This window comes from Paenibacillus sp. BJ-4 (assembly GCF_020404765.1).
In the GTDB taxonomy this organism is placed as follows: Bacteria; Bacillota; Bacilli; order Paenibacillales; family Paenibacillaceae; genus Paenibacillus.
In genome coordinates this window covers 16241-29384 of the sequence record NZ_JAIVEM010000141.1, presented here as the reverse complement: position 1 = coordinate 29384, position 13144 = coordinate 16241, and the positions used below count along the sequence as shown (strand labels likewise).

Annotated in this window: 13 protein-coding genes; 1 reads left to right on the top strand and 12 read right to left on the bottom strand. The window is 48.1% G+C overall.

What is annotated here, in order from left to right; genetic code table 11:
- Positions 1–156: 156 nt before the first annotated feature.
- The 4 genes from LCF57_RS22045 to pth all read right to left on the bottom strand — a co-directional run bounded on the left by LCF57_RS22045 (position 157) and on the right by pth (position 5797).
- Entirely contained in the window at positions 157–1275 is a 1119-nt protein-coding gene (locus tag LCF57_RS22045) for a peptidylprolyl isomerase (protein ID WP_226002629.1), read from the bottom strand.
- A complete protein-coding gene (mfd, locus tag LCF57_RS22040) occupies positions 1259–4786 on the bottom strand; it encodes a transcription-repair coupling factor (protein ID WP_226002628.1) in 3528 nt (1175 codons plus the stop codon). The genes LCF57_RS22045 and mfd overlap by 17 nt, the downstream gene beginning before the upstream one ends.
- Before the next feature lie 134 nt (positions 4787–4920).
- Entirely contained in the window at positions 4921–5151 is a 231-nt protein-coding gene (locus LCF57_RS22035) for an anti-sigma-F factor Fin family protein (RefSeq protein ID WP_226002627.1), read from the bottom strand.
- Between the two features lie 85 nt (positions 5152–5236).
- Entirely contained in the window at positions 5237–5797 is a 561-nt protein-coding gene (gene pth, locus LCF57_RS22030; protein WP_226002626.1) for an aminoacyl-tRNA hydrolase, read from the bottom strand.
- Between the two features lie 75 nt (positions 5798–5872).
- Between pth and LCF57_RS22025 the strand changes: the two genes are divergently transcribed.
- Complete coding sequence (locus tag LCF57_RS22025) at positions 5873–6073, top strand: hypothetical protein (RefSeq protein ID WP_043890646.1); 201 nt, start codon at positions 5873–5875, stop codon at positions 6071–6073.
- 67 nt (positions 6074–6140) lie between these two features.
- Here LCF57_RS22025 and LCF57_RS22020 read toward each other — a convergent pair whose 3' ends face one another.
- From LCF57_RS22020 to yabG, 8 genes are all read right to left on the bottom strand, one after another.
- The gene (locus LCF57_RS22020) at positions 6141–7094 is read right to left on the bottom strand and encodes a ribose-phosphate diphosphokinase (RefSeq protein ID WP_010349537.1); all 954 of its coding nucleotides are present in this window, start codon (positions 7092–7094) and stop codon (positions 6141–6143) included.
- A gap of 59 nt (positions 7095–7153) precedes the next feature.
- Positions 7154–8551 carry a bifunctional UDP-N-acetylglucosamine diphosphorylase/glucosamine-1-phosphate N-acetyltransferase GlmU gene (glmU, locus tag LCF57_RS22015; RefSeq protein ID WP_226002625.1) on the bottom strand — a complete coding sequence of 466 codons (1398 nt, stop codon included), beginning with the start codon at positions 8549–8551 and terminating at the stop codon, positions 7154–7156.
- A gap of 344 nt (positions 8552–8895) precedes the next feature.
- On the bottom strand, positions 8896–9183 hold the full coding sequence (gene spoVG, locus LCF57_RS22010; protein ID WP_007428016.1) for a septation regulator SpoVG: 288 nt from the start codon (positions 9181–9183) through the stop codon (positions 8896–8898).
- A gap of 162 nt (positions 9184–9345) precedes the next feature.
- Positions 9346–10185, bottom strand: a complete 840-nt coding sequence (purR, locus tag LCF57_RS22005) for a pur operon repressor (RefSeq protein WP_226002624.1) — start codon at positions 10183–10185, stop codon at positions 9346–9348.
- Between the two features lie 181 nt (positions 10186–10366).
- Positions 10367–11221, bottom strand: a complete 855-nt coding sequence (gene ispE / locus LCF57_RS22000; RefSeq protein WP_226002623.1) for a 4-(cytidine 5'-diphospho)-2-C-methyl-D-erythritol kinase — start codon at positions 11219–11221, stop codon at positions 10367–10369.
- 143 nt (positions 11222–11364) lie between these two features.
- A complete protein-coding gene (locus LCF57_RS21995) occupies positions 11365–11544 on the bottom strand; it encodes a small, acid-soluble spore protein, alpha/beta type (RefSeq protein WP_007428013.1) in 180 nt (59 codons plus the stop codon).
- Positions 11545–11708: 164 nt separating this feature from the next.
- The gene (veg, locus tag LCF57_RS21990) at positions 11709–11990 is read right to left on the bottom strand and encodes a biofilm formation stimulator Veg (protein WP_007428012.1); all 282 of its coding nucleotides are present in this window, start codon (positions 11988–11990) and stop codon (positions 11709–11711) included.
- Between the two features lie 205 nt (positions 11991–12195).
- Positions 12196–13092, bottom strand: coding sequence for a sporulation peptidase YabG (gene yabG, locus LCF57_RS21985; protein ID WP_226002665.1), 897 nt, complete (start codon positions 13090–13092; stop codon positions 12196–12198).
- Positions 13093–13144 lie beyond the last annotated feature (52 nt).

The following is a 13144-nucleotide window of genomic DNA, read 5'->3' as shown; positions in this document are numbered from 1 at the left end:
CCCCACTTTCCCAAGAAGAATTTAGTCAACTACTGACGGTATCGAAAGACGCTTCCACTCCCCCGGAAGCGGTCACGAAGAACGTCACGGTCATGGTGTTTATGGTGATATCTGACCATAGTATTCATCTGTTCCCAATTCCTTATGCATGTTCAGTTATTTACCTTCGTTTGTAGCCCCATCTTTGGCTGTTCCTGCCTTGGTATCACTGGTGCCACCTGTTGTTCCGCTTGGTGCAGTCGTGCTGCCGATGCCCGAAGTAGTGCCGCTTTTCTCTTCCGCGGCAGGTGCCTTCGGCAGATTCATTTTCAAATTAAGCTTAGCCAATTCTTTGTCCGTAAAGCTTTGGATACTTTCCCCGGCCAGTTTGTTTTTCAGGGCAGCCTTTTCGTTGTCCTTCAATTTTTCAAACGTAGGCTCATTGCGGGATTCCACTTTGATGATGTGATATCCGTATTCCGTTTCCACCGGATCACCGATTTTGTTAATCGGCTGGGTTTCGGCTGCCTTTTTAAAAGCAGGTACCCATTGTGCTACGGATGCATTTTCATACAGACCACCATTAGACGCAGAGCCTGGGTCTTCTGAATATTTTTTGGCAATCGTCGCAAAATCCGCTCCTCCGTCCAGCTTTGCCTTCACTTCTTTAGCCAGCTTGAGGGCATCTTCTTTATTGCGTTCCTTCTTCGTTTTTGGATCTTGGAAATTAATCAACACATGGCGCACGCTTGCCGTCGTGAATTGATCTTTATTTTTCTCAAATTCCTGCTTCAACTGATCGTCTGTTACTTTGTTCGTTTCACTGTTGATTACGGTCATTACGCGCGTAAAGTAATCTTTCACACCTTGTTCAGTCAGCTTTTTATCACTTAAAAACTTCTTGAACTTATCTTCTCCGACCGACTTTTTATACTGCTCCAGCTGTTCGTTCCCTTCCTTGGCACCCTGTTCCTTGGACTTGTCATCCGCTTTGGCCGCCAGAAGCTTGTACACTACTTCCTGCTTTGCAATTTGCTCCCGCACCTGATCCGAAGCTAACGCAGCTTCATACTCCGGGTACAAAAATTTCATCATGCTGATTTCTTGGTTGAACTCATTTTCCGTAATGGTTCCGCCCGTATAGGTAACGACAGTCTTACTGTTGTCCTTTGGCCCTTCTTTGACTTTACTCTCGTCAGCCTGCTTGGTACAAGCTGCCAGCACAGATATAGCCAGCAGTGCTGCCATGCCCAAGGAGAGCATTCTCCAAGGTTTTCTTTTATTTAGTTGTGACATTTTGCAGTTCCTCCTTCAATGTGAATGCTTCTTTCAATGCACTCAAAAATTGCTCCAACAGCTCTAGCAGCTGTGCATCATTTAGACCCTTACCCTTTATGCGTGCGCTCATAGAAGTGCCCTGTTCAAATTGTACACGTCTTTCAAAGCGATTGCCAATTTCGGCAAGCTTGGCAGTCTGTAGCGCCTGCTGGCGCCCTTCATGAAACTTCAACACCATATTGTCATCCCGTTGGACAATGGACTCGATGCCATACATGCGCCCATATACCTTGAGACGGGCCACGGCCAACAAATGACGCACAGCCTCCGGCAGATCGCCAAACCGATCGACCAGTTCATCCTCCAGCTCGGAAGCCTCGTCAAAGGTACTGACTGCCGCAACCTTTTTATAAATTTCAATCTTCTGAATACTGTCATAAATATAGTCTCCCGGCAGGTAAGCATCGACGCTCAAATCAATCGACGTACTCCAATTCCGATTCGACAGGTCCTCTTCTCCAAGCACGCTGACTTTACGTTTATTAATCTCCTCAGCGAGCATTTGCGAATAAAGGTCAAAACCGACGGATGCGATGAATCCATGCTGCTCTGCGCCCAGCAAGTTACCCGCTCCGCGAATGGACAAGTCGCGCATTGCAATCTTGAACCCGGAGCCCAGCTCCGTAAACTCCTTGATAGACTGAAGACGCTTCTCCGCTACTTCCGTTAGCACCTTATCCCGCTGGTACGTGAAATAAGCATAGGCGATCCGGTTAGAACGGCCTACACGGCCACGGAGCTGATAAAGCTGGGACAGCCCCATTTTATCAGCATCATGCACAATGAGCGTATTCACATTCGGGATATCCACTCCGGTTTCGATAATGCTGGTGCTGACCAATACATCATATTCACCATCCAGGAAGTCCAAAATCGTCTTCTCCAGCTCGGTTTCCGACATTTGTCCATGGCCTACACCCACCTTGGCCTCCGGCACGAGCGCATTGATCTCTGCAGCCATTTCCTGAATGCCCTGCACACGATTGTACAGGTAATATACCTGCCCTCCACGTGCCATCTCACGTTCAATGGCCTCGCGTACCAGCGTCTGGCTGTGCTCAACCACATAAGTCTGCACCGGAAAACGGTTTTCCGGCGGGGTCTCAATGACCGACAGGTCACGCACACCCAGCATGGACATATGCAACGTACGCGGGATAGGCGTAGCCGTTAACGTCAATACGTCTACATTCGTTTTCAGCTTTTTCAGCTTTTCCTTGTGGGTCACGCCAAAACGTTGCTCCTCATCGACAATCAGCAGCCCCAGATCCTTAAACACCAGATCCTGTGAAAGTAGACGGTGGGTTCCGATGACGATATCAACAGTGCCTTGTCGAACTCCCTTGGTCGTCTCATTCTGTTCTTTGCGCGAACGGAAACGGCTCAACACCTGAATGTTGAACGGATACCCGGAAAAACGTTCACGGAACGTCTCATAATGCTGCTGTGCCAAAATCGTCGTTGGTACCAGCACCGCTACCTGTTTGCCCTCAATAGCAGACTTAAAGGCAGCCCGAATAGCGACTTCGGTCTTGCCGTAGCCTACATCGCCGCACAGCAAACGATCCATCGGACGGCTCTGCTCCATGTCCTTCTTAATTTCTTCAATAGCCCGAACCTGGTCACGGGTCTCTTCATACGGGAACATATCCTCAAATTCCTGCTGCTCCGGTGAATCCTTTTCAAAAGCAAACCCCGGTGCCGATTGGCGCTCTGCATACAGCTTGATCAAGTCATCCGCAATGTCCTGAACCGAGCTGCGCACCTTACTTTTAACTCGTGTCCACTCATTGCCGCCCAGCTTATAAATCTTGGGCTCTTTGTCCTCCGAGCCAACATACTTCTGAATCAGATCAATCTGTTCAATCGGCACAGACAGCTTATCGCCGCCCGCATAGAGAATGTGCATGTAATCCTTATGGATACCGCCAACCTCCAGCGTGCCGATCCCCATGTATTTCCCGATCCCATGATTCTGGTGTACGACATAATCGCCCACCTTCAGCTCGCTGTAGCTCTTAATCCGTTCAGCGTTGTCCACATGGCGGCCCTGCTTACGCGCTTTGCGCTGCTTCTGAGAGAACATTTCGCCCTCGGTAATGACCGCCAAATGAATAGATGGCATCTCAAAGCCGCTTTGCAGATTGCCAATAGCCATCGTAGGCTCATCAATACCGTAGTCTTGAAGCACCCGACGCATCCGATCCAGTCGTTCATCGCCACTTGCCAGCATCATAACTTGTGTACCCGCCTTGCGCCAACGATCCATTTCCGTCTTAAGCACATTCATTTGACCGTGGAAATCCTGCATGCCTCGGCATATGAAATTCAAAATATTTTGCGGCTGGGTATGCGGAACCTGACGGAGGAAGATCGACAGGAACAGGGTCTGAAATCTCCGATTGTACAACAGATTATCCGAGTTATCCGACAGCTCTAATTGCGGTAACGTTTTACCGTTTTGAAGCAAATGCAGATTCCATTCAGACTCGTCCCGCTCCAGTTGTTTGGCTGTTTCCAGCATTCGCGCCGGTTCGTCAATCACCAGGATCGTATCCTCCGGCATGTAATCTGCCAAGGTTTTGCGCTCAGGATACAGAAGAGAGATATATTTATAGATTTCGTCAAAATACACATGCTCACGTAGCAGCTCAATTTCACGATGAATCTCTTCTTTCAGATGCTGCTTGGCTTGACGATCACTCATTTTGCCCAGCTGCTCCTCCAGTAGAATGGCAGCGGCATCCGCCGCCTGATCCATACGCTGGTTGCTGGCAATAACTTCCTTGCACGGCGTTACGATCACATTCTGTACCTTTTCTACTGAACGCTGATCCTGCGGATCAAACATACGGATAGAGTCAATTTCATCATCAAACAGCTCTACACGATAGCCCCAACGGGTTGTCATCGGATAGAAATCAATAATTCCCCCGCGTACACTCATCTCACCACGTGACTCTACACGCTCTACACGCTGGTATCCCATTTCAACCATATGCAGCAAAAACGATTCTAGCTGAATCGTCTCGCCTTCTTTCAGCTCGATACGAGCCTCACGCCATGTTTCCGGAACCGGCAGTAAACGCCGAACACCGGAAAAAGGCACAACAACAACCCCACGGAAACCCTGGGCGCATCGTATCAATACGTCAATTCGTTGGGATAATGTCTCTGGACTGGATATCGCTGCTTCAGCAGCTACCAGTTCGTTAGCAGGGTACAGTAAAACCTGATCAGGAGAAAGCGCTTCCTGCAAATCATCTGCTATTTTTTGAGCGGAAAACATATTGTGCGTCATGACCATTAACGGTCGCCCGGTATCTTCGGCAAGCGCGGCCATCAGTACCTGCCTTGAAGAGCCTGATAAACCCGATATCAGCTGTTCCTTCATGCCTGATGATATGCCTGCTGCAATGGATGCATAATCAGCATCCTTCGTAAAAGCCTGAATAAGTGCTTGTAACAAAAAAGGCACCCCTTTATGCTTATAAATAGTTACATGTAAACCGAAAAAGAAGCCTCAGCAATGCTGCCAAGGCTCCATAAGCGAAAAATCCGCTTCACCTCTCAAGCTGGTACATCTGACCAGTTGAATACCTGTTATTGGAGCGGATTTGTGAGCAAACTCAGCTCTGGATTATTTTCCAGCGCTTGACTGCAATGCTCGCAAATGACTTTGACAGTCACTTCGCCGCCCGAATTATACGCTATTATATCTCTACGCTCGGCAGGGGTCAAGGAATGGAAGCCCAACCTTTCTTCGGTTACTGCCGCGGAATCAATGCGTCCCAAGAAAGTTCGACAATGTCTGCATACATAATTAACAATCATGTAATGTATATGCCTCCTGAAAGTTTTCTATACCTTTCAGTATGTCCAACAATCTTCCATTTAAGCCCGTCTGCCTCTGCCTGAACTACTTATTGAATTCAGCCATCGTTCGTTCAAAAGGATGACTCAAGCTATATTCCAGGGCGTTGCACGTATCCTCTATCATACCGTTCAACAAATCCTTTTCCTTCTTGGGGAATGTCCCCAGAACGTAATCGACAATAGCATGTCCAGGCTCTGGGCGGGAAATGCCCATGCGAATCCGGTTGAAGGACTGTGTTCCTGTATGCTGAATGATCGATTTGATGCCGTTATGGCCGCCTGCGCTACCTTGGTAACGCAATCTTATTTTACCAACCTCTGTATCCAGATCATCATACACGACGATCAAATCTTCGAGGTCCGCTTTATAGTAGTCCATATAAGCACGCAAAGACTCGCCTGAGAGATTCATATACGTCATTGGCTTGATCAGTACGGTTTTTACGCCGCCGATATGCCCCTCTCCAATCAACGCCTTACACTTGCTTTGATTGATCTGGATGTTATGACGTGAGGCAAGTGCATCTAACGCCATAAACCCCACATTATGTCTCGTTTTCTCGTATTGGGGACCGGGGTTGCCCAATCCTACAATCCACTTCATTAACCATCACACCCTCTTTCGAAGTCTTTATTTTTTGGTAAAATAGTTATATTGAACAGGAAGGTGCGTGCCGGTATGCTCAATCAGGGTGATATCCTCTTATACGACAGCCATTTTCTATATCATTTAAAACATTCCGTTCCTGTCCAGATTTATGACGGGAATGTACACATCCAGATTGGCATCATTGCACGTTTTAATGAGCATTTTGTCGAAATAGAGGACACGCTATACAATCGTCAACGCTTTACATTTATTTCTCGGCCAGGCTTTTAGCCTGACATGCTGATAGGGGTTACCTTTTCCGTATGGAAAAAGCAACCCCTTTTTTAATGAGCCAGCGCTATTCGATTTCAAACAGTTTGCTGATCGACAATTCTTCATGCACACGGATGATGGCTTCTCCCATTAACGGGGCCACAGACAGTACCTTCAGCTTGCTTGTCGGATTCGGGTGAACGATCGGAATAGTATCCGTCACGACCACCTCTTTTAATGGCGAATTCTCCAGTCTTTCCATCGCAGGACCGGACAGCACGGCATGTGTACAGCACGCATATACGTCTTTGACGCCGCCCTCTTTAAGCGCATTTGCCCCCAACACAATCGTTCCGGCTGTATCAATGATATCATCAATTAAAATAGCCGTTTTTCCTTCGATGTTCCCGATAATGTTCATGACTTCACTGACATTTGGCTCTGGACGACGCTTATCAATAATAGCGAGCGGCGCACTCAGGAAGTCCGCCAGCTTGCGCGCACGAACAACCCCGCCATGATCGGGTGAAACGACAATCGGGTTCTCAATTTGTTTGGAACGGAAATATTGGGCCAAAATTGGCGCTCCCAGCATATGATCCACTGGAATATCAAAGAATCCCTGAATCTGCATGGCATGCAAATCCATACTGATTACGCGGTGAGCTCCTGCCTTTTCAATCAGGTTGGCCACAAGCTTCGCTGTAATCGGATCACGCGAACGGGCTTTACGATCCTGACGAGCATAACCGTAATATGGCATAACGACATTGATGCTTTTCGCAGAAGCGCGTTTAAGTGCATCAATCATAACCAATAGCTCCATCAAATTATCGTTAACCGGCAGACAAGTGGACTGTACAACATACACATGACAGCCGCGTACGCTTTCCGACAGCTTAACCTGGATTTCACCATCACTAAACGATGTGGTATGGGATTCCCCCATTGGGATTCCGATGTAGTCCGCAATCTGGTGGGCTAACTTCGGATTGGAGTTACAAGTAAATATTTTGAGTTTGGAATCGCAATAAGTCATTAATAGAAACCCTCCGTGCTGGTTCATTCATTACAGATTCAACAGCTTGCTGATTAAGGTCATTCTGATCTTTTTTTCTTCGCTTTGGCACGCGCGCGGATTTTATCCGCATATCCGGCTTTGTTCTCTTGACGTGGTCTGGCAATGGCCAAATCATTATCAGGGACAGCATGTGTTACAGTGGAGCCTGCTACGACATAAGCACCTTTTCCAATCTTAATCGGGGCGATCAGATTCACATTGCTGCCAATAAAGGCATCGTCTTCAATTTCTGTAATGGATTTATTATATCCATCATAATTGACCGTTATTGCCCCGCAGCCAATATTTACGTTTGTTCCCACCTTGGCATCACCGACATAGCTCAAATGAGACACCTTGGAATGATCCCCAATGGTCGCATTTTTCACCTCAACAAAATCACCAATCTTCACATGTTCGCCAAGCTTCGCGCCTGGACGCAGATAAGCAAACGGACCTACAGACGTGCTGCTTCCCACTTCCGCTTCGTTCAACACCGAATGTTTTACCGTTGCGCCCGAATGAACAATCGTATTCTGAATCTCAGCCTGCGGGCCAATGACACAATCTTCGCCAATTTGCGTCTGACCATGCAGCCATGTGTTCGGATACAGCACCGTATCGGAACCAATGACAACCTCGCTCCCGATATAGGTAGAGGACGGATCAATGATAGTGACACCATTCAACATGTGCTTACGCACGATACGTTCACGCATATAACCCTCAGCCACCGACAAAGCGACTCTGTCGTTCACACCGATGGATTCCGACACGTCATCTGTCAAATATGCCTCGATCTGCTCACCTTCGCCATGCAAAATACCAATGACATCTGTCAGGTAGTATTCCTGCTGCGCATTGGTGTTCGTTACCTTGTCCAGCGCTGCGAACAGCTTGGCATTGTCAAAACAGTACGTTCCCGTGTTGATCTCCCGAACAGCATCCTCCTCAGGTGAACAATCCTTCTGCTCTACAATTTTGAGCACGGCTCCTGAAGTATCACGGATAACTCGTCCATATCCTTTCGGGTCATCCATCTCAGCGGTCAGAATCGTAGCAGCCGCTCCACGGCCTTCGTGCAGTTGAACCAAGCCCTCCAGCGTTTCCGCTGTGATCAGTGGAGTGTCTCCACAGATGACGATGGTCGTACCCTTCTCCTGACCGAGCAAGTCTTTGGCCTGCTTGACGGCATGGCCTGTTCCCAATTGCTCTGCCTGAAGCGCATATTCTGCTGACGGCCCCAAGTAAGACTGTACCGCTTCTGCACCGTGACCTACGACAACTACACTTCGGGATACCCCGATTTCACGAACCGTGTCGAGTACATGGCCAACCATCGGTTTTCCGCACACCGGATGCAGAACTTTATATAATTTGGATTTCATACGTTTTCCCTGCCCTGCGGCAAGAATGACTGCCAACCTTTCCAACAAGTCCAACCTCCTATCCTGAAAATAACAGTTACCTCTTGGCTAAAACGTTAATTCCCAGATCAGATTTTGCTTAACTTTTCACAATCCTCCTGAAAAATAACGGCGAACCTTTGGTTAATGGCTATTTTTTCAGGCCAGCTTGTGCTGGACATTCATCCCCGGGGCGCATAGCTGCCCAGTCCCTGTCTTATGAAAAAGCCGCTTCGGCAGCCCGGATGACTCCAAGTTGCCTTAAAACTGACTGTTAACTCACTAAAGAATATATCTCATTCCAGACAAAAAGAAAAGAGAGCCACAGTTAGTGGCTCTCTTTTCTTTTATACCCCAATCCTGTTTTAGGCGAATTAAGCGCCTTCTTCAATAGCGACTTCTTCATCCACAGCTGCGCGTTCGTACTCAGTCAAAACAGCAGCCTGGATCTTCTCACGGGTTCCTGAAGATATCGGGTGAGCGATATCGCGAAACTCTCCGTCCGGAGTTCGTTTGCTTGGCATAGCCACGAACATTCCGTTATTACCGTCGATAACTCGGATGTCATGAACAACAAACTCGTTATCAATCGTAATGGATGCAATCGCCTTCATTCTTCCCTCTGAGTTCACTCGGCGAAGTCTAACATCCGTAATCTGCATATGTGTTTCACCACCTTTTTCCAAATAGGACTTGGTGTATTATTCCACACAGCAATTCGAATTCCTTCTTTTTTTGGACAATTCGTATCCTAAATTCAGGTAATTTTTTTGAAAAGATTTCTTTTCGACATATTTAGGTATTTTATGATGGATTGTGACAATTTACTGCCCTGTTAAGTCATCAAAATAATTACCCAGCTTGACCGTAATTTGTTTGCTTCGAGAATCGACTGCCGTCAAATTAGCCAATGAAATATAATCGTGCAGCAGGCGCTCTTCATTCTCGACCTCGCCCGATTCTACCAGCACACCTACTCCGGCTACCTCAGCATCAAACTCAGCCAGCAAATCGACCATTCCCTGAATCGTCCCGCCCGCCTTCATAAAATCATCCACGATGAGCACACGTGATTTCTCGCGCATCGCACGTCTGGACAAAGACATCGTATGCAGGCTCTTTTGCGATCCTGAAACATAATTAATACTTACAGCCGAGCCTTCTGTCACCTGATGGTCACGCCGTACGAGAACGACTGGCAAATTGAGCTGCGCCCCCGTTGCATAGGCCAGAGGAATCCCCTTCGTCTCCACCGTCATTACCACATCAATCTGGCGATTCGCAAAAGCGGTCGCAAATATTTTACCCGCTTCGTTCATCATCGCCGGTTGACCCAATAAATCGGACAGATAGAGATATCCCCCTGGCAATATGCGATCAGGCTGCTCCAGTTGGGCACACAGGTCGTTTGCAAACGCAAGCGCATGCTGCCTGGAAAGCCTTGGGATGAGCTTAACGCCTCCTGCCGCTCCTGCAAGCGTCAGAAGCTCGCCAATGCCCTCATCCTCGAATACTTCCTTAATGATGGCCAGATCCTCGCTTATAGATGACTTGGCCGCCCCATAGCGATCCGCAAAATGAGTAAGAGGCACCAGCGTATGCGGCCGTGACAACAAAAATTGCGTCATTTCCACCAATCGTGAGCTTCTTTTAAGTTTCTTCACAACAATTCCTCGCGATCTATTCTCCTGCCGCCCGCTTCGTACAGTAAAGCACCGGCGGACTGGCCGGTTGCTGGCGGAATGTAAGTGATATAGTAAAATCCGAATATTTAATAGTAAATATATCATCTTCGTACGTATTTGTACAACGATTACCACTATAATCGTCAAAAAATAATTAAAATCAGGTCAAAAGTCGTACTGCGTACACATCTTTACAAAAACCTCTCAGGCCGTTGTAAATCCGTGGTACTTTTGCTTCCTTCGATACCAGTCCGAACACTGTAGGTCCGCTGCCTGACATCAGCACACCATCTGCTCCCAACCGAATCATGGAGTTTTTGAGATGCTCCACCTCTGGGTAGAGCTTCAGTGTTACATCCTCCAGTACGTTCCCCAGCGCATTGCACACTTCGGTAAAAGAAGCGTTACGGATCGCATTCTCCATCTGCCGGGCAGACGGGTGGTATGCAATCTGGTCCGCTTTGACGCGTCCGTACACTTCTGCGGTCGATACATTAATCGGCGGCTTGGCAAGAACCACCCAGCATTGGGGCGGGTTCGGAAGCGGCTTGAGCAGTTCTCCGCGTCCGCTTGCTAAAGCTGTGCCCCCTGTAATACAGAAAGGCACATCAGAGCCCAGCTCCGCACCCAGCACTCTTAATTCTGCATCCGAAATGCCAAGCCTCCACAGCTTGTTCAACCCACGCAGTGCGGCAGCGGCATCACTACTTCCGCCCGCCAATCCTGCCGCCACCGGGATATGCTTATCCAGATGGATATGCACCCCCGTAGACACGTTATAACGTTCCTTAATCAGGCGTGCAGCCTGAAAGGCCAAATTCTTTTCATCCAACGGTATGTACCCGGCCTGGCTTGAAATAATAATGGTGTCACGCGGTAACTCGGACATCGTCAAACGATCGGACAAATCGACCATGGTCATGATCATTTCGACCTCGTGATATCCATCATTCCGCTTGTGTAAAACATCAAGCATTAAATTGATTTTCGCCGGTGCTTTTTCGTATATTTTCAAGGCGTTCACCCACCTTCAACTTTTCCCTCAAGACAGCTTAACATATTATATCAGACTCAGCGTGTCAAGTCATGAGGGTCAAAAAAGCGGAGATTACCCGGTATAGACCGGATATCCCCGCTTTTTCATAGCACCAGCGATGATTACGATTTGCGGGAAGCCGCCTGCTCCGCAAGCTGAATGGCCCGCTTGACCATATTGCCCGCATCTTTGGCTTTAATGCCTCCCCAGCCTTCTTCCTTGACCGTATCGTAAAACCCGAGATCCTTGGCCAGCTCGTACTTCAGCTCCTCCGACATAACACTCCGTCTTCTTCGGCTCATGCATACGCCTCCTTCGGCAATGGAATAAGGAAGATCATTCCCGCCTTAGTATGCGCAGAGATGCCAGGCTTCATCCTTCTCCACATATACAAAACGACCTCGTCATTTGGAATGACGAAGCCGCCGTTAAACCTGCAAAGCTGGTATAAATTACGTAAAACCAATTAAGGTGCTTCAAAATACTCGACTACACTTGTATGGGAGTCGGGATCATATACAGTGACTTCCACCGATTCGGTAAGAATGTCAGCATAGCTGTAGGAGACACGTTTAAACGTTTGTTGCTCCTGATCCAGCTTGACGATAAAAACAGAAGGGTACGTTTCTTCCAAGACACCAGTTCGTTCGACGGTCTTACGGCGTCCGCCGTTAGCCCGCAGCAAAATTTTTTGCCCTACATGTGCGTCGAGACTGCGTTTGATTTCCAACAGCGTATTTTTAGCCATTGCCTAACGACCACCTCTTTCCTTGTCCATTATAACGAATTTTAGAGAGATTGTCAAATCAAGCTAAATATTATAACAACACGAAAAATAAGTTGTCAATTTAAATTTTTGCGAACAGGAATGGTCCGTATAAAAATGACAAAAAGCCCCTGCAGACAGAGGCTTTTGTTCAGGCAAATTCTATTCAGCATTCGCACGCTCAAACCTAGATAGCGGAAGGCGTTACTTTAAGGGTCGACAAGTTTTCAAGCTTCGGTAGGCCGATGCGATAACTTCCCCTAGTTTCAATACCACCCACTCCACGGCTGCCACTGATCGTCTGGTGAAACAGATCACCCATGTTGACCGTATCACGGATTGACGTAAAGGCAGCCTTGGCAGCCACGTAAACCGGGTCCAGCGCGTGAATCAGGATTCGCCCTGGTGAACTGGCAAAGTTCGCTCCTGCACGCAGCAGCGCCTCAAAATGGGATTGGCACGCCCCTGCTACAATCGTCAGTGAATCCAAATGACGTTCATATTGTCTCGCTACCTGAATCGCCGCCACAAAATTTTGCGAATTTTTGTAGCTTTTCAGACTGTACAAGTCATAAGGCTGAGGATGCTTCAGTACACCGTCATGTCCAGTAATGACTACGATATCTGGACGAATACGGGGAAGCAGCCGGTACAACGTGTCGGCCATCGCCGATTCATGAACGTGATGTCCCTCTGCGGGAACACGGAGCTGCTCATATAGGCTGAGACATTTTTTCAAGTAGCCAGGGTCTCCATCCAGATGAAGTACCTTTCCGGGCATTTCAAAGTAAGTCGACTCTACCGGATCACTCCACTCTCCAATCAGCGCCGCCTGACTGCGGGCAGCTTGCCGCTGCCTTGCCTGCTGCAACAGATTAAGAGACTCTCCAGCCTTAATATGGGCCTGCCGAGTCTTACCGCTAATCTGGTCCGCAGGCACCTTGACCAGATCGTTCACCGGGGAATCAGCCAACAGCCGAAATTCCGTCCCCTTGATGATCGCTTTATCCCGCTGGATGTCCTCGACGCGAAACGTGACATCTCCGCCATACGATTTTCGAACGACCAAGTCTCCTAAAATCATCACACTGTATCACCCCTCCTATATCGTATGGGTGAATGCACAGTTTGGTTAC

Coding starts and splice junctions, on each gene's coding strand:
- spoVG (WP_007428016.1), bottom strand. CDS start 9,183: ATGCAGATTACGGATGTTAGACTTCGCCGAGTGAACTCAGAGGGAAGA.
- LCF57_RS22035 (WP_226002627.1), bottom strand. CDS start 5,151: ATGATTGTTAATTATGTATGCAGACATTGTCGAACTTTCTTGGGACGC.
- yabG (WP_226002665.1), bottom strand. CDS start 13,092: ATGATTTTAGGAGACTTGGTCGTTCGAAAATCGTATGGCGGAGATGTC.
- LCF57_RS22025 (WP_043890646.1), top strand. CDS start 5,873: ATGCTCAATCAGGGTGATATCCTCTTATACGACAGCCATTTTCTATAT.
- pth (WP_226002626.1), bottom strand. CDS start 5,797: ATGAAGTGGATTGTAGGATTGGGCAACCCCGGTCCCCAATACGAGAAA.
- LCF57_RS21995 (WP_007428013.1), bottom strand. CDS start 11,544: ATGAGCCGAAGAAGACGGAGTGTTATGTCGGAGGAGCTGAAGTACGAG.
- LCF57_RS22020 (WP_010349537.1), bottom strand. CDS start 7,094: ATGACTTATTGCGATTCCAAACTCAAAATATTTACTTGTAACTCCAAT.
- veg (WP_007428012.1), bottom strand. CDS start 11,990: ATGGCTAAAAATACGCTGTTGGAAATCAAACGCAGTCTCGACGCACAT.
- LCF57_RS22045 (WP_226002629.1), bottom strand. CDS start 1,275: ATGTCACAACTAAATAAAAGAAAACCTTGGAGAATGCTCTCCTTGGGC.